Origin of the sequence: Pseudomonas sp. PWP3-1b2 (assembly GCF_049896045.1) — a bacterium.
Lineage (GTDB): Bacteria > Pseudomonadota > Gammaproteobacteria > Pseudomonadales > Pseudomonadaceae > Aquipseudomonas > Aquipseudomonas antarctica_B.
The window spans coordinates 46,570-66,156 of sequence record NZ_JAFCTN010000031.1 but is presented as its reverse complement, the minus strand read 5'-3'; the positions used below and the strand labels follow the sequence as shown (position 1 = coordinate 66,156).

General features: G+C 59.4%; 10 protein-coding genes. 5 read left to right on the top strand and 5 right to left on the bottom strand.

Annotated features, from left to right (window positions below; genetic code table 11):
* Positions 1–224 precede the first annotated feature (224 nt).
* Positions 225–4,178: a trifunctional transcriptional regulator/proline dehydrogenase/L-glutamate gamma-semialdehyde dehydrogenase gene (gene putA / locus ACP7A2_RS19525; protein ID WP_426135529.1), complete on the bottom strand. Its 3,954-nt coding sequence runs from the start codon at positions 4,176–4,178 to the stop codon at positions 225–227.
* A gap of 460 nt (positions 4,179–4,638) precedes the next feature.
* Here putA and putP point away from each other — a divergent pair, with 460 nt between their 5' ends.
* From putP to ACP7A2_RS19500, 5 genes are all read left to right on the top strand, one after another.
* Positions 4,639–6,123, top strand: a complete 1,485-nt coding sequence (putP, locus tag ACP7A2_RS19520; RefSeq protein WP_348058101.1) for a sodium/proline symporter PutP — start codon at positions 4,639–4,641, stop codon at positions 6,121–6,123.
* Positions 6,124–6,327: 204 nt separating this feature from the next.
* Positions 6,328–8,379, top strand: a complete 2,052-nt coding sequence (locus tag ACP7A2_RS19515; RefSeq protein WP_426135528.1) for a type VI secretion system tip protein VgrG — start codon at positions 6,328–6,330, stop codon at positions 8,377–8,379.
* A gap of 555 nt (positions 8,380–8,934) precedes the next feature.
* The gene (locus ACP7A2_RS19510; RefSeq protein WP_426135527.1) at positions 8,935–9,324 is read left to right on the top strand and encodes a hypothetical protein; all 390 of its coding nucleotides are present in this window, start codon (positions 8,935–8,937) and stop codon (positions 9,322–9,324) included.
* 67 nt (positions 9,325–9,391) lie between these two features.
* Complete coding sequence (locus ACP7A2_RS19505; protein ID WP_426135526.1) at positions 9,392–10,117, top strand: DUF4123 domain-containing protein; 726 nt, start codon at positions 9,392–9,394, stop codon at positions 10,115–10,117.
* 86 nt (positions 10,118–10,203) lie between these two features.
* Complete coding sequence (locus ACP7A2_RS19500) at positions 10,204–11,040, top strand: 23S rRNA (adenine(2030)-N(6))-methyltransferase RlmJ (RefSeq protein WP_426135524.1); 837 nt, start codon at positions 10,204–10,206, stop codon at positions 11,038–11,040.
* A gap of 136 nt (positions 11,041–11,176) precedes the next feature.
* On the opposite strand, the gene msrA is transcribed toward ACP7A2_RS19500, so the two are convergent.
* From msrA to aceE, 4 genes are all read right to left on the bottom strand, one after another.
* Positions 11,177–11,824, bottom strand: a complete 648-nt coding sequence (gene msrA, locus ACP7A2_RS19495; RefSeq protein WP_426135523.1) for a peptide-methionine (S)-S-oxide reductase MsrA — start codon at positions 11,822–11,824, stop codon at positions 11,177–11,179.
* A 76-nt stretch (positions 11,825–11,900) separates the two neighbouring features.
* Positions 11,901–14,594, bottom strand: a complete 2,694-nt coding sequence (locus ACP7A2_RS19490) for a putative bifunctional diguanylate cyclase/phosphodiesterase (protein WP_426135522.1) — start codon at positions 14,592–14,594, stop codon at positions 11,901–11,903.
* Positions 14,595–14,899: 305 nt separating this feature from the next.
* Positions 14,900–16,549, bottom strand: a complete 1,650-nt coding sequence (aceF, locus tag ACP7A2_RS19485) for a dihydrolipoyllysine-residue acetyltransferase (protein WP_426135521.1) — start codon at positions 16,547–16,549, stop codon at positions 14,900–14,902.
* An 11-nt stretch (positions 16,550–16,560) separates the two neighbouring features.
* The gene (gene aceE / locus ACP7A2_RS19480; protein WP_375066964.1) at positions 16,561–19,206 is read right to left on the bottom strand and encodes a pyruvate dehydrogenase (acetyl-transferring), homodimeric type; all 2,646 of its coding nucleotides are present in this window, start codon (positions 19,204–19,206) and stop codon (positions 16,561–16,563) included.
* Positions 19,207–19,587 lie beyond the last annotated feature (381 nt).

The window sequence follows — 19,587 nt, the reverse complement described above, 5'->3', positions numbered from 1 at the left end:
CTTACCTGTGTGGGGATAGGCCTGAGTCTAAGTGCGCGAATAGAAGCTGGATAGCAAGATTGATTTGCGTGATGGAAGGGCAAAACGCGGGGAGGATGGTGTGAATGCAGTCAATGTGGGAGCTGGCTTGCCTGCGATAGCGGTGGGTCAGCAATAAAAATGTCGGCTGGCATTGCCCTATCGCAGGCAAGCCAGCTCCCACATTTTTTACCCTGTCTAATCAGTTAGCCGATGGTCATCAGGCTGGCGTTGCCGCCCGCAGCAGCCGTGTTAACACTCAACGCCCGCTCAATCACCAGGCGTTCCAGCGCAATCGCTGTCTCACCCTGCGACAAGCCATGCACCCCGACAATCGCACCACCACGCTGCGCCACTTGCTGGCACACCGCACGCAGTTGGTCGGAATCGCCGTGGTGCAGAACCGCGTCAAACACCACGTCGTCCTTGGTCCAGTCAGCCACGCGTTTGATCTTCGCCTGAATGTCCTTCGGCAAGCGTGAGAACAAGGCTTTGGTCAGGTCAGTTTCCGGCCATACCGCCGAACCGCCGACCGCCAATACTGCTGCCAACTGCGTTAACAAATCGCCTTCCACGTCCGCCAGGCACAACACGTGCTCGCGGGGCAGGATGGCATAGCTGTTGCGCTCGCCGGTCGGGCCAGCCAGTTGGCGGGTGATACCGCTTTGGGATTGCGCGGCGAATTGGCTGCACACGGCGCTCAGTTCGCTGAACTTATTGCTGTCGGCCCAGGTTTTCAGGGCGGTCAGCGGTTGGCTCATGGCGTCGCGCAGGCGCACGTCCGGTGCAGTCAGTTTGTCGCCGCGTAAGAAGGATTGCTCGATCGCATCCGTAGGACGTGTCGACAGCAAGCGGTACAGGTACAGCGGGCCACCGGCCTTCGGGCCCGTCCCCGACAACCCTTCGCCGCCAAACGGTTGCACGCCCACCACGGCACCCACAATGTTGCGGTTCACGTAGACGTTACCGGCATTGACGTTGTCGATTACCTTGGCGATGGTCTCGTCGATACGGGTATGCACGCCCAGGGTCAGGCCGTAGCCCGACGCGTTGATCTGGCCGATCAGATGATCGATCTCTTTGCGCTTGTAGCGCACCACGTGCAGCACCGGGCCGAAGATCTCGCGTTGCAGCTCGTCGAAGCTTTCCAGTTCGATCAGGGTGGGCATCACGAAGGTGCCGCGCTTGATCTCTTCGCCATCGGCAATTGCCACCTGATACACGTTGCGACCTTTGTCACGCATGGCCTGGATGTGTTTCTCGATGCCAGCCTTGGCTTCGGCGTCGATCACCGGGCCGATGTCTACCGACAAGCGCTCCGGGTTGCCCAAACGGCACTCAGCCATGGCGCCCTTGAGCATTTCGATCACACGGTCTGCCGAATCTTCCTGCAGGCACAGTACGCGCAATGCCGAGCAGCGCTGACCGGCGCTGTCGAAGGCCGACGACACCACGTCAATGACCACTTGTTCGGTCAGCGCCGAGGAGTCGACGATCATTGCGTTCTGGCCGCCGGTTTCGGCGATCAGTGGAATCGGACGGCCCTGGGCATCCAGGCGGCCGGCGACGTTGCGTTGCAGCAAACGCGCGACTTCGGTGGAGCCGGTAAACATCACGCCTTTGACGCGATCATCGCCGACCAAACGCGCGCCGACGCTTTCGCCTTGGCCTGGCAGCAGTTGCAGCACGCCTTGCGGAATACCGGCTTCCAGCAGGATGCGCACGGCTTGAGCGGCGACCAGTGGGGTCTGCTCGGCAGGCTTGGCCAGAACCGGGTTACCGGCGGCCAGTGCTGCAGCGACTTGACCGCTGAAAATGGCCAGCGGGAAGTTCCACGGGCTGATGCAGACCACCGGGCCCAGTGGGCGGTGGGCGTCGTTGGTGAAATCGTTGCGCGCCTGCACCGCGTAGTAGCGCAGGAAATCCACGGCTTCACGCACTTCGGCGATGGCGTTGGCGAAGGTTTTACCGGCTTCGCGGGCCAACAGGCCCATCAGCGGCTGGATTTCGCTTTCCATCAAATCGGCGGCGCGTTCCAGAATCGCGGCGCGCTCGGCGGGCGGGGTGGCCTGCCAGATCGGGCCAGCATTAATGGCGCACTGGATGGCGTTGTCGACGTCTTCAACCGTGGCTTCCTGCACATGGCCCACCACGTCACGCAAATCGGACGGGTTGAGCACCGGTGTGGCGGCTTCATTGCTGGAGGCGCAACCGAGCATTGGCGCGGCTTTCCAGTTGTTGTGCGCGGTCGCCAGCAGGGCGCAGGACAGCGACGCCAGACGGTGTTCGTTGGCCAGGTCGATGCCCGCCGAGTTGGCGCGGTCGCTGCCATACAGGTCGCGAGGCAGAGGGATACGCGGGTGCGGCAGGCCAAAGCCGCCTTCCAGCGTCGCCATCTGCTCGATGCTGGCCACTGGGTCGGCCACCAATTCCTGAATCGAGATGGACTGGTCGGCAATCCGGTTGACGAACGAGGTGTTCGCGCCGTTTTCCAGCAGGCGACGCACCAGATAAGCCAACAATGTTTCGTGAGTGCCGACTGGGGCGTACACGCGGCACGGACGGTTCAGCTTGCCTTCGGAGACTTTGCCTACAACCTGCTCGTACAGTGGTTCACCCATGCCGTGCAGGCACTGGAATTCGTACTGGCCGGGGTAATAGTTCTGACCGGCGATGTGGTAAATCGCCGACAAGGTATGGGCGTTGTGCGTGGCAAATTGCGGGTAGATAACTTCCGGCACCGACAGCAGTTTGCGTGCACAGGCGATGTAGGAAACGTCGGTGTACACCTTGCGGGTATAGACCGGGTAGCCTTCCAGGCCTTCGACCTGGGCGCGCTTGATTTCGCTGTCCCAGTAAGCGCCCTTTACCAGGCGGATCATCAGGCGATGGCGGCTGCGGCGCGCCAGGTCAATCACGTAGTCGATCACGTACGGGCAACGCTTCTGGTAAGCCTGGATCACGAAACCGATGCCGTTCCAGCCGGTCAGTTGCGGCTCGAAGCACAAGCGTTCCAGCAGGTCGAGCGACAGCTCCAGGCGGTCGGCTTCTTCGGCGTCGATGTTCAACCCGATGTCGTACTGCTTGGCCAGCAGGGTCAGAGACAGCAGGCGCGGGTACAGCTCATCCATCACGCGCTCGTACTGCGCACGGCTGTAACGCGGGTGCAGTGCCGACAGCTTGATGGAGATGCCCGGGCCTTCATAAATCCCACGGCCGTGTGAGGCTTTGCCGATGGAGTGAATGGCTTGTTCGTACGAGGCCAGGTACTTCTGAGCGTCGTGCTCAGTAAGTGCGGCTTCACCGAGCATGTCGTAGGAATAGCGGAAACCCTTGGCTTCGAACTTGCTCGCATTGGCCAGGGCTTCGGCGATGGTTTCGCCGGTGACGAACTGCTCGCCCATCAGGCGCATGGCCATGTCGACGCCCTTGCGGATCATCGGCTCGCCGCTCTTGCCGATGATGCGGCTCAGGGATGAGGTCAAGCCGGCTTCGTTATGGGTAGCGACCAGTTTGCCAGTCAGCAGCAGGCCCCAGGTGGCGGCATTGACGAACAGCGACGGGCTGTTGCCCAAATGCGGGTGCCAATTGCCAGTGCTGATCTTGTCGCGGATCAGCGCGTCACGAGTGCCTTTGTCCGGGATACGCAGCAGCGCTTCGGCGAGGCACATCAGCGCTACGCCTTCCTGGGAAGACAGCGAAAATTCCTGCAGCAGGCCCTGGACGATGCCTGCACGGCCGCCGGCGCTTTTCTGATTGCGCAGTTTTTCGGCGATCGAAGAGGCAAGCTTGTTGGTCGCTTCAGCCATTGCGGCGGGCAGACGCGCCTGCTCGATCAGCATCGGCACCACTTCCGGCTCCGGGCGACGGTAAGCGGCGGTGATCGAGGCACGCAGTACCGATTGCGGCAGGATGCTCTCGGCAAACTCCAGGAAACACTGGTGGGCGTGGTCGTTCTGCACCTCGCCTGCGTCTTCAGCGTCCTTGGTGCTCAAGCCATTGAGCTCGGTCAGGGTTGCACCACCCTCCAGTTTCTCCAGGTAATTGAAAATCGCCTGCTTGATCAGCCAGTGCGGCGTGCGATCAATGGAGGACGCGGCCGCCTTGAGGCGCTCGCGGGTTGGGTCGTCAAGTTTGACCCCAAGGGTGGTCGTTGCCATCTTTATTATCCTCATGGGTGCCACTACCGAGTGGCATCTGCTGGCAGCAAGATTAGCTTTGCGCATGAAGAGGTGCAACCGGGTGCAACCTTTTTATCCATGATAATTTTTGATGATGATCAGGCGGAATCATCAGAGCAGCCAAATCGGTCACACAATGGTGCAAATAGTTAGGTATTTCGCGAGGCTTGCTCCGAAAAGGAGCAAAAACAGGGTGTTTTCCGAAATTCGCTGCCGGGTGCAACTTAATCTCAAGAAACTGGTTGCACCTTATTTGCTTTGTTGAATAGCATTCGCGTCAAAGGTGCAACCATCCTTGCGGTTCGGTTCATCGGCTGGCGGCTTTCCTGGGGAAACGCCAGTCATAAATGCGCGGCACTCAGTTTCGTCTTCCCACGTAGCAGTGGTGGTCGTCTGACAGACCGTCGCCACATAAAAACAAAGCCAGGGCGTCACTCTTATGAGCGTTAGTAATCCAACCCTGATCACGTTTGTGATCTACATCGCAGCAATGGTACTGATCGGCTTCATGGCCTATCGCTCCACCAACAACCTTTCCGATTACATCCTGGGCGGTCGCAGCCTCGGCAGCGTGGTAACGGCCTTGTCGGCGGGTGCTTCGGACATGAGCGGCTGGTTGCTGATGGGGTTGCCAGGCGCTATCTACATGTCGGGCCTGTCGGAAAGCTGGATCGCCATCGGCCTGATCGTCGGCGCTTACCTGAACTGGTTGTTCGTGGCTGGCCGCCTGCGCGTGCAGACCGAGCACAACGGCGACGCCCTGACGCTGCCGGATTACTTCTCCAGCCGCTTCGAAGATAAAAGCGGCCTGCTGCGGATCATCTCTGCGGTGGTGATCCTGGTGTTCTTCACCATCTATTGCGCCTCCGGCATTGTCGCCGGTGCCCGTCTGTTTGAAAGCACCTTCGGCATGTCCTACGAGACCGCGCTGTGGGCCGGTGCAGCAGCGACGATTGCCTACACCTTCGTGGGTGGTTTCCTGGCCGTCAGCTGGACAGATACCGTACAAGCCACGCTGATGATCTTCGCGCTGATCCTCACGCCGATCATCGTGCTGTTGGCCACCGGTGGTGTTGACACTACCTTTCTGGCAATCGAAGCCAAGAACCCCGACAACTTCAACATGCTGAAAAACACCTCCTTCATCGGCATCATTTCGCTGATGGGCTGGGGGCTGGGTTACTTCGGCCAGCCGCACATCCTCGCCCGCTTCATGGCGGCGGATTCGGTGAAGTCGATCGCCAAGGCGCGCCGCATCTCCATGACCTGGATGATCCTGTGCCTGGGCGGCACCGTGGCCGTGGGCTTCTTTGGTATCGCCTACTTCTCGGCGCACCCGGAAGTGGCCGGCCCGGTTACCGAAAACCACGAGCGTGTGTTTATCGAGCTGGCCAAGCTGCTGTTCAACCCCTGGATTGCTGGCGTATTGCTGTCGGCCATTCTCGCCGCCGTGATGAGCACCCTGAGCTGCCAACTGCTGGTGTGCTCAAGCGCGTTGACCGAAGACTTCTACAAAACCTTCCTGCGCAAGAATGCCTCCCAGGTTGAACTGGTGTGGGTCGGTCGCTTGATGGTGTTGCTGGTGGCGCTGATCGCTATCGCCATGGCCGCCAACCCGGAAAACCGCGTACTCGGCCTGGTCAGCTACGCCTGGGCCGGTTTCGGCGCAGCGTTCGGCCCTGTGGTGCTGATCTCGGTGATGTGGAAAGGCATGACCCGCAACGGCGCACTCGCCGGCATCCTGGTCGGCGCGATCACCGTGATCGTGTGGAAGCACTTCTCGCTGCTGGGCCTGTACGAAATTATCCCAGGCTTTATCTTCGCCAGCCTGGCGATCTACTTCGTGAGCAAGCTGGGCGCACCGACTGCCGGCATGGTCGAGCGTTTTGATGCGGCGGAAACAGACTACAACCTCAACAAGTAATTTCCTCGGGTGCTGAGCGCCCGTTGAGTTAAAAAAAGGCCCGCGTCCTACGGATGGCGGGTCTTTTTTTGCGTGGGATTTAAGGCGGTCTGAAGAAAATTCCGACGCTTGTTTGTAGGGAATTACTGATTTGCTCTGGGCATGCTCAGGAGGGTGGAACAGTGGTGCAGAATCGGCCGCCTACTCCTCGCAGAGAAACACCGGATGTTCGCTCCTGCCAATCAAACTGCCTTTACCTTGACCCTCGATGGGGAACCCAGTGAACTCAAGGTGTTCGAGTTCAAGGGCGTCGAAACCATCAGCCAGCCCTATTGTTTTGACCTCCAACTGGTCAGCGAGCAGCCTGATCTCGACCTGGAGAGTTTGCTGCATCGTCAGGTTTACCTGGGCTTCGATGACCAAGGGCATGGCGTGCACGGCTTGGTCTACAAGGTGGCGCAGGGCGATTCCGGGCGGCGCCTGACGCGTTATCAGGTGAGTGTTGTGCCGCAATTGCAGTATTTGGCACACAGCAGCCACCAGCGCATTTTCCAGCACAAAACGGTGCCGCAGATTGTCGCGCAGGTGCTGGTGGGGCAGGGGATTCAGAGCAACCGATTTGAATTTCGCCTCAGCGGTACGTACCCCGTTCGCGAATACTGCGTGCAGTTCGGTGAGACCGATCTGGCGTTCATTCAGCGGCTGTGTGCCGAGTTGGGTATTCACTACCACTTTCAGCATTCGCCCGAAGGTCACCAGCTGGTGTTTGGCGATGACCAGACAGTATTCGCTCAGCCCGACCAGCCGACCCCTTACACGCCTGGCTCAGGGATGGTGGCGGATAATCCGGCGATCAAGCGTTTTGCCGTGCAAGTGCAGACTCGCACCACGGCGGTAAACCTGCGCGATTATGATTTTCGCAAGCCGCGCCTGGGGCTGGAAAGTGCAGTGGCCGGCGAGCAATTGCCGAACCTCGAAGAGCAGGATTACCCCGGCCGCTTCAGTGATCGGCCCCATGGCAAATACCTCGCCCAACGTGGGTTGGAGCGCCGCCGCAGTGACTACCGAATTGCCAGTGGCGAGGGCGATGAGCCGGCCCTTGTCACTGGTCGGTTCCTCAAGCTCAGTGGGCATTCACGTGAAGACTGGAATGACTTATGGCTGGTGACAGAAGTCACCCACGAAGGCAAGCAACCCCAAGTGTTGGAGGAGGCCGTCACCGAGGTCTCAGGCGGGGATTTTCATCAGGGCTATCGAAATGAGTTTGTCGCCGCGCCGTGGGATGTGATCTTCCGTCCGCCACTGCCTGAGCAGCCGCGCCCGACTATTTCGGGCTATCAGAACGCAGTCGTCACCGGGCCTGTCGACAGTGAAATTCACTGCGACGAATACGGCCGGGTCAACGTGCAGATGGCCTGGGACCGCGCCGGGAAGCACAACGACCATTCCAGCTGCTGGCTGCGCGTCGCCACCGCTTGGGCCCATGACCGCTATGGTTCGGTGCTCATTCCTCGCGTCGGCATGGAAGTGCTGGTGGGTTTCGTCAACGGTGACCTGGACATACCGCTGGTGGTCGGCTGCCTGCCCAACGCGGCCACGCCTGTGCCCCTCGACCTGCCGGCGAACAAGACCCGCAGCATCTTTCGCAGCCAAAGCACCCCGGGCGGCGGTGGCTACAACGAACTGCGCATCGAAGACCGCAAGGGCGCTGAAGAAATCTACCTGCGCGCCCAGCGCGATTGGACCCAGCATGTGTTGCATGACCAGCAGGTGCAGGTCGATAACGTGCGCCGCGTGAGCGTCGGAGGTGAGTCGCACCATGAGCTGCAAGGTGAAGAACAGCGCATCACCCATGGCAACCGCCTGACTGAGCTGAAGCAGGATGATCATTTGGTGGTCGGCGGTTCGCAGCAAACGCGCGCCGGGCGGACGATTCAGATTGGCGCCGGGCAAAGCGTGGTGATCGATGCGGGCGCCACGGTAACGATTCAGGCGGGCGGGCAGTCGATCACGCTGTCGGCCGGTGGAATTTTCAGCAGTGTGCCGATCCAGCTCGGTGGTGCGCCTGCTCCAGCAGCGTCGCCGCTGATGCCTGGGTTGAAGGAAAAGCTGCTGGCCGTTGTCCCGGCACCGCTGAGCCGCGTGCAGGTCGCCAGCCTGAAACGCAGCGCGCCGTTTTGCGAAGAGTGCGAGCGCTGTAAAAACGGACAGTGTGATCTCACGCAACATGCGGGTAAGGGCTCGGGAGCAACCGAAGTCGATCCTCATCGATCTTGAAAAGTTACACCTCAACACTTTCCGGGCTCAGGGCAATTTGCGAGGCGCAGAGTTTTTCGCCAACCGTCAGAAGTTACTAACTTAACTGGATAACAGTCTCGGGCCTCTGATGCGGAAAGGTGTTGGTATTGCCGATCACCCAAAGCTCAAAAGCGCATTGGGGATTTCCAGTCGTAGCCTGGTTCACCATTGGAGCAAAGCAGGAGTGTCAGGGGGGATTCCGGGGTACGCAACGCATATTCAAGGTGTGGCGCGGGCGAGTCAGTATATGAAAGTCGGCGGGTTTATTGGAATTGGACTAGGGGCATCAGCCTCGGCATTGAAGGTGAAGGAAACGTGTCGAGTGGGAAGTAAGGATGATTGTCAAAGAGTGAAATATACAGAAGGTGGCAATTTTGTCGGGAGCGCCGGTGGGGGCTGGTTAGGTGCTGCTTCCGCAGCAGCGGGTGCCGGCACAGTTTGTGCCGCTATAGGCGCAGGCACTGCTCTGGGTGGTGCGGGTGGGGCGTTAGCCGGAGAGAGGATCGGAGGTTTTATTTATGAGGGGGGGAAGCAATGAAAGGTGAGTTTTACGCGTTTTATATGTTGTGCTGGATAGGCGTATTCGTATGTATTTTTTTGACCTTCTTGGTTCAGGTTTATTTTTCTTATTCTAAAGTTAATAAAATATTGGAATGCTTAGGTGGTTCAAATTTTGTTTTAGGGCGTAGAAGTTTTCTAGGGAGAGGCTTTTTTAATAGGTCGTTTTTTGTGCTGGCGATTGCTGGGATGCTTGTGTTTCCTGAATTTCATATAAAAGACGGTGGGTTTACTCGTGAGGAGTTTAAAAACGTTCCTTACCGACTTAAATTTCAACTAAAGGCTCTGGTGTATGTTTTGTTTTTCTTGGTTGGGGGTTGTATCGCTTTGTGGTGTGTTGGTAAGTATATGGGGTGGCTTAAATGAGAGACTTCAGACACTTGAATACTAGTTGCCTGTTTTCCTGCATCTTATTGTGAAGGAGCGTTTTTCAATGCCGTTGCAGTTCATACCTCGTACGTGGCTGGCCCACAACCCGATTCAATCCACCGAAAATCTTTTCGCCATTTTCAGCACCGCCAGCGTTGCCAAGCCTTTGGACGCTTGGCGAACCCACGCCGCCGGGATGCCACCCCAACCAATCTGGGCAGGCACAGCCTACGCCGAGTGGAACGAGGTAATGCCCTACGTGGGCATCATCGAACCCGATAGCCCCTTCCTCGATTGGATAGCAGCGACCGAGGCGACAGACTGGGGCTGGTTGGCGGTATCGTCGAGCCCACTGGAAACGGTGGTAGCGCACCTGCAAAGCCTGACAAAGGTGTATTTGCCGGATGACCAGCAGGTGTTTTTGCGCTTCTGGGATGGCTCTCAGTTTCTGCCGATTTTGCAACAGCTGGGCGACGAGGCGGGAAAGGTGCTGCCAGTGTTCCAGCGCTATCTGATCAATGGCCAGCCGCTGACAGGGGCGACGGGCGCGGTCACGGCTGCCAAAACCAGCCCATGGTGGCGAGTAACTGCACCGTTACTGGACCACTTGGCTGAGCAGTCACCGCAAACCCTGATCGACAACCTGGTGCAATGGCTTGAAGAGCAACGTCCTGACTTGTACACAGCGTTTAAACCCGAAACCTTGCAGCACAAGGTCGCTTACTTTGCCCGCAGTGCGAAGGTCAGCCATGCAGCGTTATCCGCATTCCTGGCTTCAGAGGTGGGGTGAACCCTGCGCGTGGCAAGCCCGCTTACCACAACCCTGCACCTTTGCCCGCGCAGAAGGTAAACTTCGCCTCCTGCGCAGGAGCAATCATGAATTATCGTCACGCCTTTCACGCCGGCAACCACGCCGATGTCTTCAAACACCTGACCTTGACCCGCCTCATCGCTCTGATGTCGCGCAAGGAGCAGCCGTTCGCCTACCTCGACACCCACGCCGGGATCGGTTTGTACGACCTGCAGGGCGACCAGGCCAACCGCACCGGTGAATACCTGGAAGGCATCGCGCGCCTGTGGGGCCAGAGCGACCTGCCGCCACTGACCGCCGATTACATGCGTGTGCTGCACGAGATGAACCCGGATGGCCAGTTGCGTTACTACCCCGGCTCGCCGGAACTGGCGCGTCGCCTTACGCGTCCCCAGGACCGTGTGTTGCTCAATGAGAAGCACCCGGAAGACGGCGTGCTGCTCAAGGACAACATGAAGGGTGATCGTCGGGTCAAAGTGCACTTGGGCGAAGGCTGGCATGTGCCTCGCGCCATGCTGCCGGTGCCGGAAAAACGCGCGTTGATGCTGATTGATCCGCCGTTTGAAAAGCTCGACGAGATGCAGCGCTGTGCGGCGTCTCTCAAGGAAGCCGTCAGCCGTATGCGCCAGACGGTTGCGGCGATCTGGTACCCGGTGAAGGATCAGCGCATGCTGCGTCGTTTCTACCAGGACCTGGCCGGCACCGGTGCGCCGAAGTTGCTGCGCGTGGAATTGTTGGTGCACCCACTGGATACCCCAGACACCCTGACCGGCTCCGGACTGGCAATTGCCAACCCACCGTGGGGTCTGGAAGAGGAATTGCGTGAGCTGCTGCCGTGGCTGTCCAAAAAGCTTGGCCAGACCCAGGGCGGGTGGCAGATGGATTGGTTGATTGCCGAGTAATCCTGTCTAAAGCCGAACACAAACCTAATGTGGGAGCGGGCTTGCTCGCGAAGACGGAGCGTCAGTCTCTGAATTAGTCGACTGATACACCGCTTTCGCGAGCAAGCCCGCTCCCACATTTTGATTCGCGCCGATCTTAGATCGGGCAGGTCACACCGGTGCCGCCGATCCCGCAATAGCCCTGCGGATTCTTCGCCAGGTACTGCTGGTGATACGTCTCGGCGAAGTACACCGTCGGCGCTTCTTCGATTTCCGTGGTGATCACACCCAGCCCAGCCTTGGTCAATTCAGCTTGATAGGCCTCGGCACTCGCCTTCGCCGCCGCCAGTTGCTCCGGCGTGGTCGCGTAGATCACCGAGCGGTATTGGCTGCCGATATCGTTGCCCTGGCGCATGCCCTGAGTCGGGTTGTGCAGTTCCCAGAACATCTTCAGCAAGTCTTCGTATTTCACTTTTGCCTGGTCATACACCACCAGCACCACTTCGCTGTGGCCGGTCAGGCCCGAGCAGACTTCTTCGTACGTCGGGTTCGGCGTGTAGCCGCCGGCATAGCCGACCACCGTGCTGACTACGCCGTCGCGTTCCCAGAATTTGCGCTCTGCGCCCCAGAAGCAACCGAGGCCGAAAATGGCGAAGCCGACGTCATCCATGAAAGGGCCCAGCAACGGGTTGCCGTTGACGAAATGCGTCTCCGGCAAGGCCATCGGGGTTTCACGACCAGGCAAAGCTTGTTCTTGGGTAGGCAGCACGTTTTTGTTCACCAGAATTTCCGAGCGCAAGACCATGATCAGTCCTCTCAGTCAGATTGAGTTGGGTAAGTAATGAGTCAGACAGCCAGTGTGCCCGAGTGTTACAGCGCTGTCAGGCGATTGGCCCGCGTGGGTAGCGTTTGAGCTTCTCAAACAGCTCTGCGCCGGGGATTGGCCGGTCGAACAGATAGCCCTGGCCGACGTCGCAGCGATGCCGGCGCAGGAACGCCAGCTGTTCGGCGGTCTCGATGCCTTCGGCCACGACCTTGAGCTTGAGGTTGTGGGCCATGGCGATGACCGCCGAGGTGATTTCCATGTCGTCCTGGTTGTCCGGGATTTCGTGGATAAAGCTGCGATCGATCTTGATGATATCGATGGGGAATTTTTTCAAATAACTCAGCGACGAGTAGCCGGTGCCGAAGTCGTCCATGGCCAGGGTCAAGCCGAAGCTTTTCAGCTGATCCAGTTGCAGGCGCGTGTCTTCGGTGGCTTCCAGCAGCAGGCCTTCGGTCAGCTCCAGCTCCAGCAGGTTGGCTGGCAGCTGTTCTTCTTTGAGAATGGTGGCGATGGAGGCCACCAGGTCCGGGTCAGAGAACTGCTTGGGCGACAGGTTGATCGCCACCTGCAAATTACCCATGCCGCGAGCGCTCAGTTGCTTGCTCATGCGGCAGGCCTGGCGCGCGATCCATTTGCCAATCGGAATAATCAGCCCGGTTTCTTCAGCGACGCTGATGAACTGGTCGGGACGAATCATGCCCTTTTCCGGATGGTTCCAGCGCAACAGCGCTTCCATGCCGAGCAAGCGGCCACTGCGCAGGCACAACTTGGGCTGGTAGAACACGTCCAGCTCGTTCTGGGTCAGGGCGCGACGCAGGTTGTTTTCCACGAACAGCTTGTAACTGGCCTCGGCGTTCAACGCTTCGGTGAACACCTGCACCTGATGTTTGCCGTTGGCCTTGGCCTTGTGCAGGGCAAGACCTGCGTTGCGCATCAGGGTTTGCGGGTCTCGGCCATGCAATGGCGCGCAGGCCAGGCCCACGGAGCCGGTAACGCTGATCAACTGGTTGTCGACGAACATCGGTTTGTCGAGGGTCGCCAGTAATTGGCTGGCCACTTGCTGGCCCGTCTCAAGGTCGGTGTCATCCAGCAGCACCGCAAATTCGTTGCTGGCAAACCGCGCCAGGCTGCCGCTGGCACTCAGGCTGTTGCGCAGGCGTCGGGCCAGGCTGATCAGCAGTTTGTCGCCGGTCTGGTGGCCGAGGCTGTCGTTGATGCGCTTGAAGTTGTCGATATCCACCAGTAGCAGGCTGATCGGGCTGTCGCTGTCGCGGGCGAAGCGTTCATCGAGGTTGCGGATGAACGCCGGACGGTTGCCCAGGTTGGTCAGGTTGTCGGTGTAGGCCAGGCGCTCGATACGCTGCTGCGCCAGCTTGGTCTGGGTGATGTCTTCGTAGATGCCGATGTAATGGGTCAACTCGCGGTTGTCGCCATACACCTTGGAAATCGACAACTGGCCCCAGTAGGGTTCCAGGTTCTTGCGCCGGCTCTTGAATTCACCTTGCCAGCTGTTGCTTTTGGCCAGGGCGGACGGGGCGTCGAAGAGCAATTCGCTGAGGTTTTCCAGGGCCGGCAGTTGCGCCAGGCGATGGCCGTGGACTTCCTCGGCGGTGTATTGGGTGATCGCGGTGAAGCTGGGGTTGACGTACTCCACCACGCCGTCGCAATTGACCAGCAGAAAGGCGTTGGCACTTTGCTCCACCGCACGCTGGAACAGGTGCAGGGCGCTGGTGGCGGTGCGGCGGTTGTGGTTGTTGATCACTTGGGCGAACTGGTCCGCCAGCTCGCCGGCAAAGGCGATCTCATCCGACTGCCACGCGCGCGGCCTGCCGCTTTGCTCCAGGCACAACACGCCGACGACCTGGCCATCCACACGGATACTCGCATCAAGCATCGCGTGAACATCCTTGGCTCGCAGGCTCTCGGCCATTTCCCGGGTGCGCGGGTCGCGCAGTGCATGGGTGGCATCGATGGCGCGGCTCGAATGCAAGGCTTCCAGGTAATCGGGAAAGCCGCTCGCATCAATCGGTTCGGGCATATGGTGCTGTTGGTCATCGCGGTGGTAGGCCGAAATCGGCACCAGGCGCTGGCCTTCGAGGTTCCAGATGCTGGCGCAATCGATCTGGTAGATATCGCAGGCGCTGCGGGTGATCAGCTCGGCGGCTTCCTGCAGCGAATTGGGCATGGTGTAGCGCTGGCGCGCGAGCAACAGGATCAACTCCTGCTGGGCGCGGACGCGTTCCAGGTGCTGCAACTGTTCCTGCTGGGCGCGCTGGTTGAGTTCCAGGGCGATCTGCAGACGGCTGTTCTGGTTTTCCAGGTCGGCGGTGGGTGCCGCCGAGGGGGGTTCGCTGAACAGCCCGTCAACCACCATCAGGTAGCCGCGCACCAGGTGACGATTGTGTTGTTTATAGGCCTCGCCCATTTCCAGCAGGCTCAGCGGGCCATCGTTGGTGTGCAGGGTGTAGCGCACCAGGTAATGCGGGCTTTGAGCCAGTTGTTGCTGGATCGCATCGTGCAACTGATAGCGCGCCTGAGGCTCCATCAGGCTGGCGTAGGGCGTGCCGAGCAGGGCACACAGCTCCACCGCCGGCAGGCCGAATTGGCGCTCGCAATTGGGGTCGAGGTACAGCAGGGCCCAGCTTGCCTCATTCAGCCGCTCGAAACGCAGCATACCGAGGCGCGAAGGCACCGGTAACTGCGTCACTACCTCGGCCGCCATACGGGCGACATCGGGTTGGCTTTTCATGGGGGAAACTCGCTTGGGAAAATGCGCTCGGCGCCGGGTTCACACCCTCTTTACTGTCGCCTGCGGCAAGGTTGCATCATGCAGGACGCACTGACAAGAGAGAGTGAAGGCTAAGTGCTATATGGGTGTTATCGGCCGGGCGGGGGATTTCTACAGTCGGAGTGATGGAAGGTGTACAAACCTGTTTTGTGTGTCCAACAACCACCCAAAAAAAGCCCCGCCACAGGGCGGGGTTGAGGTACGAGCGTGGCGCTCGGAAATCGGTGGTGCCAGGCCTCCCCGATGAAAGGGAGGCCCGTTGTGGCTTACAGCAGGATGGTGCGGATGTCGTTCAGCAACTGGCTCAGACGCTGAGTAAAGCGCGCAGCTGCGGCGCCGTTGATCACACGGTGATCGTAGGACAGCGACAGTGGCAGCATCAGCTTTGGCTGGAACGCTTTACCGTCCCATACAGGCTGGATGGTTGCCTTGGAGACACCCAGGATCGCCACTTCCGGCGCGTTGACGATTGGCGTGAAGCCAGTGCCGCCAATGTGACCGAGGCTGGAGATGGTGAAGCAAGCGCCTTGCATGTCGTCGGCGGTGAGCTTCTTGTCGCGGGCCTTGGCAGCCAGCGCAGCCGCTTCGGCAGCGAGTTGCAGCAGGCTCTTCTGGTCGACGTTCTTGATGACCGGTACCAGCAGGCCATCCGGGGTGTCGACCGCAAAGCCGATGTTCACGTACTTCTTGCGAATGATCGCTTTGCCGCTTGGCGCCAGCGAACTGTTGAAGTCCGGCAGTTCCTTGAGCAGGTGCGCACAGGCCTTGAGCAGCAGTGGCAACACGGTCAGTTTCACGCCAGCCTTCTCGGCCACGGCTTTCTGCGCAACGCGGAAAGCTTCCAGGTCGGTAATGTCGGCCTGGTCGAACTGAGTCACGTGCGGAATGTTCAGCCAGCTCGCGTGCAGGCTCGACGCGCCGATTTGCATCAGGCGGGTCATCGGCACTTCTTCGGTTTCGCCGAACCGACTGAAGTCCACGGTGCGGATCGGCGGAATGCCCGAGCCACCGGTAGCGCCGCCTGAAGCCGGAGCTTCCTTGGCTTTCTGCATCATGGATTTGACGTAAACCTGCACGTCTTCCTTCAGCACGCGACCGTGAGGGCCAGTGGCCGACACAGCGTTCAGCTCAACGCCGAACTCACGGGCCAGCTGACGCACGGCAGGGCCGGCGTGAACCTTGGCACCGCTTGGCGCTGGAGCGGCAGCAGCAGGAGCCGGTGCGGCCTCGGCTTTTGCAGCCGGAGCCGAAGCCGGGGCAGCAGCAGCCGGTGCAGCTTCAGCTTTGGCCGCCGGTGCGGCGGCCGGTGCTGGAGCAGCAGCCGGTGCCGCGCCTTGTACTTTCAGCTTGAGGATGAAGTCGCCAGTGCCGACTTCGTCTTCCAGCTTGACCGCGATGCTTTCCACGACGCCGGCAGCCGGCGACGGGATTTCCATGGAGGCCTTGTCGGACTCCAGGGTGATCAGCGACTGGTCGGCTTCGACGGTATCGCCGACCTTGACCAGCAGCTCGATGATCTTGGCCTTGCCCGACGAGCCGATGTCCGGAACATGAATGTCCTGAACGGTGGCGGCGGCAGGTTCAGCCGCCGGAGCCGCAGGGGCCTCGGCGGCTTTTTCGGCAGGTTTTTCAGCCGGTGCAGCAGCGGCAGCCGGAGCCGCCGCAGGAGCTGCATCAGCAGCGCCTTCAATTTCCAGCTCCAGCAGTTCGTCGCCTTCTTTCAGGCGATCGCCCAGCTTCACTTTCAGGCTCTTGACCACGCCGGCTTTGGGAGCAGGGATTTCCATGCTCGCCTTGTCCGATTCCAGGGTCAGGATGCTCTGGTCGGCTTCGACGGTGTCGCCGACCTTCACAAACAGCTCGATTACTTCACCTTCACCGCTGCCGATGTCAGGTACGCGAATGAGTTCGCTCACAAAAAATCTCCTCAGCAGTCCAGTGGGTTGCGTTTTTCCGGGTTGATCCCGAACTTGACGATAGCGTCTGCTACCACCTTGGGTTCGATCTCACCACGGTCAGCCAAGGCTTCCAGGGCTGCCAACACCACGAAGTGACGGTCAACTTCGAAGAAGTGACGCAGCTTCTTGCGGCTGTCACTGCGGCCGAAACCGTCGGTGCCCAGGACTTTGAATTCCTTGGACGGGACCCACTGGCGAATTTGTTCAGCAAACAGTTTCATGTAGTCGGTGGATGCAATGACCGGACCCTTGCGGCCGTTCAGGCATTCTTCGACGTAGCTCAGTTGTGGCTTCTGACCCGGGTGCAGGCGGTTGTTGCGCTCGACGGCCAGGCCATCGCGACGCAGTTCGTTGAAGCTGGTAACGCTCCACACGTCAGCGCCCACGTTGAACTCGTCACGCAGGATCTTCGCCGCTTCACGCACTTCACGCAGGATGGTGCCGGAGCCCATCAGTTGCACGTGGTGCGCTGCTTCCTTGGTGTCTTCTTCGAGCAGGTACATGCCCTTGATGATGCCTTCCTCAACACCGGCCGGCATGGCAGGTTGCTGGTAGGACTCGTTCATCACGGTGATGTAGTAGAAAACGTCCTGCTGCTGTTCGGTCATCTTCTTCATGCCGTCCTGGATGATCACCGCCAGCTCATAGCCGTAGGTTGGATCAAAGGTGCGGCAGTTCGGGATGGTGGCAGCCAGGATGTGGCTGTGACCGTCTTCGTGTTGCAGGCCTTCGCCGTTCAGCGTGGTCCGCCCGGCAGTACCGCCGATCAGGAAGCCACGGGTACGGCTGTCGCCGGCTGCCCACGCCAGGTCGCCGATACGCTGGAAACCGAACATCGAGTAGAAGATGTAGAACGGCAGCATCGGCTGGTTGTGGCTGGAGTACGAAGTACCGGCTGCAATGAAGGAGCTCATGGCGCCCGCTTCGTTGATGCCTTCTTCGAGGATCTGGCCCTTCTTGTCTTCCTTGTAGAACATCACCTGGTCTTTATCGACTGGCTCGTAGAGCTGGCCGACGGAGGAGTAGATGCCCAACTGACGGAACATGCCTTCCATACCGAAGGTACGGGCTTCGTCCGGGATGATCGGGACGATGCGCGAACCGATTTCCTTGTCCTTGACCAGTTGCGCGAGGATCCGCACGAAGGCCATGGTGGTGGAGATTTCACGGTCGCCCGAGCCGTCCAGGATAGCCTTGAGGGTATCGAGTGGTGGCGTCGGGATGTCGAAGCTCTTGGCGCGGCGCTGCGGCACGAAACCGCCCAGTGCAGTGCGGCGCTCGGCCAGGTAACGGGCTTCGGCGCTGTTTGGCTCCGGCTTGAAGAACGGCAGGTTTTCCAGCTCTTCGTCCTTGACCGGGATGTCGAAGCGGTCGCGGAACAACTTCAGGCTGTCGACATCGACTTTCTTGGTGTTGTGCGCGGTGTTCTTCGCTTCGCCGGCACCGGTGCCATAACCCTTGATGGTCTTGGCCAGGATGACGGTCGGTTGTTCCTTGTGGTTGACCGCTTCGTGGTACGCCGCGTAGACCTTGTATGGGTCGTGGCCGCCACGGTTGAGTTTCCAGATCTCGTCGTCGGACAGATCAGCAACCATCGCCTTGAGTTCTGGCGTGTTGAAGAAGTGTTCACGTACAAACGCGCCGTCTTTGGCTTTGTAGTTCTGGTACTCGCCGTCGATGACTTCGTCCATGCGACGTTGCAGGATACCGTCGACGTCCTTGGCCAGCAGTGGGTCCCAGAAACGGCCCCAGATGACTTTGGTCACGTTCCACTGAGCACCGCGGAACACGCCTTCGAGTTCCTGGATGATCTTGCCGTTGCCGCGAACCGGGCCGTCGAGGCGCTGCAGGTTGCAGTTGATGACGAAGATCAGGTTGTCGAGTTTCTCGCGGCCAGCCAGGGAGATGGCGCCCAGGGATTCCGGCTCGTCACACTCGCCGTCGCCCAGGAAGCACCAGACTTTCTGCTTGCCTTCAGGGATGAAACCACGCGCTTCCAGGTACTTCATGAAGCGTGCCTGGTAGATCGCTTGAATTGGACCCAGACCCATGGAAACGGTCGGGAACTGCCAGAAGTCAGGCATCAGCCAAGGGTGCGGGTACGACGACAGGCCCTGACCGTCTACTTCCTGGCGGAAGTTGTTCATCTGGTCTTCAGTGATGCGGCCTTCCATGAACGCACGGGCGTAAACGCCTGGCGAGGTGTGGCCCTGGAAGTAGATCAGGTCGCCGCCGTGTTCGTCGGTCGGGGCCTGGAAGAAGTAGTTGAAGCCGATGTCGTACAGGGTTGCGCTGGAAGCGAAGCTGGAGATGTGACCGCCCAGGTCAGAATCTTTCAAGTTCGTGCGCATTACCATCGCCATGGCGTTCCAGCGTACCAGCGAGCGAATGCGGCGTTCCATGAACAGGTCGCCAGGCATGCGTGCTTCGTGGGTAACGGGGATGGTGTTGCGGTATGGCGTGGTGATGGCGTAAGGCAATTGCGAGCCGCTGCGGGTCGCGAGTTCGCCCATACGGGTCATCAGATAGTGCGCACGGTCTTCGCCTTCTTTGTCGAGAACCGATTCCAGGGCGTCCAGCCATTCCTGGGTTTCGACGGGATCGAGGTCTTGCATGGCTTGCTCCAGGGCGGAAAGGCTACCAGAATCGGTTGCCTGAGTTTGCGACTGGCCTTGTGGGCAGACGACATAAATTCTTGGATGGCCGAAGGTTGCTTCGGCGTCCTGTAGTTTTACTACAAATCGTCGGCCATTTCAGCCTTTCGAATGTATATACGAGTAGTAAAACTACACAAGACTGAGCGTATAACTCGGTCTGGCTGGTGAGCATAATCGTTATTGTTGATCATTTGCGAACAAGAAAAGGTGAAAGTTTAATGCTGGCTGCCAAGATAAATTTAATTTCAGCTATTTATCACCTTTGTTCGACAGTCCTTCACCAAGCGTGGTTCTTGCCCTTACGGCAACACGCCCTTCACGCGCCGATCAAGGATAGAC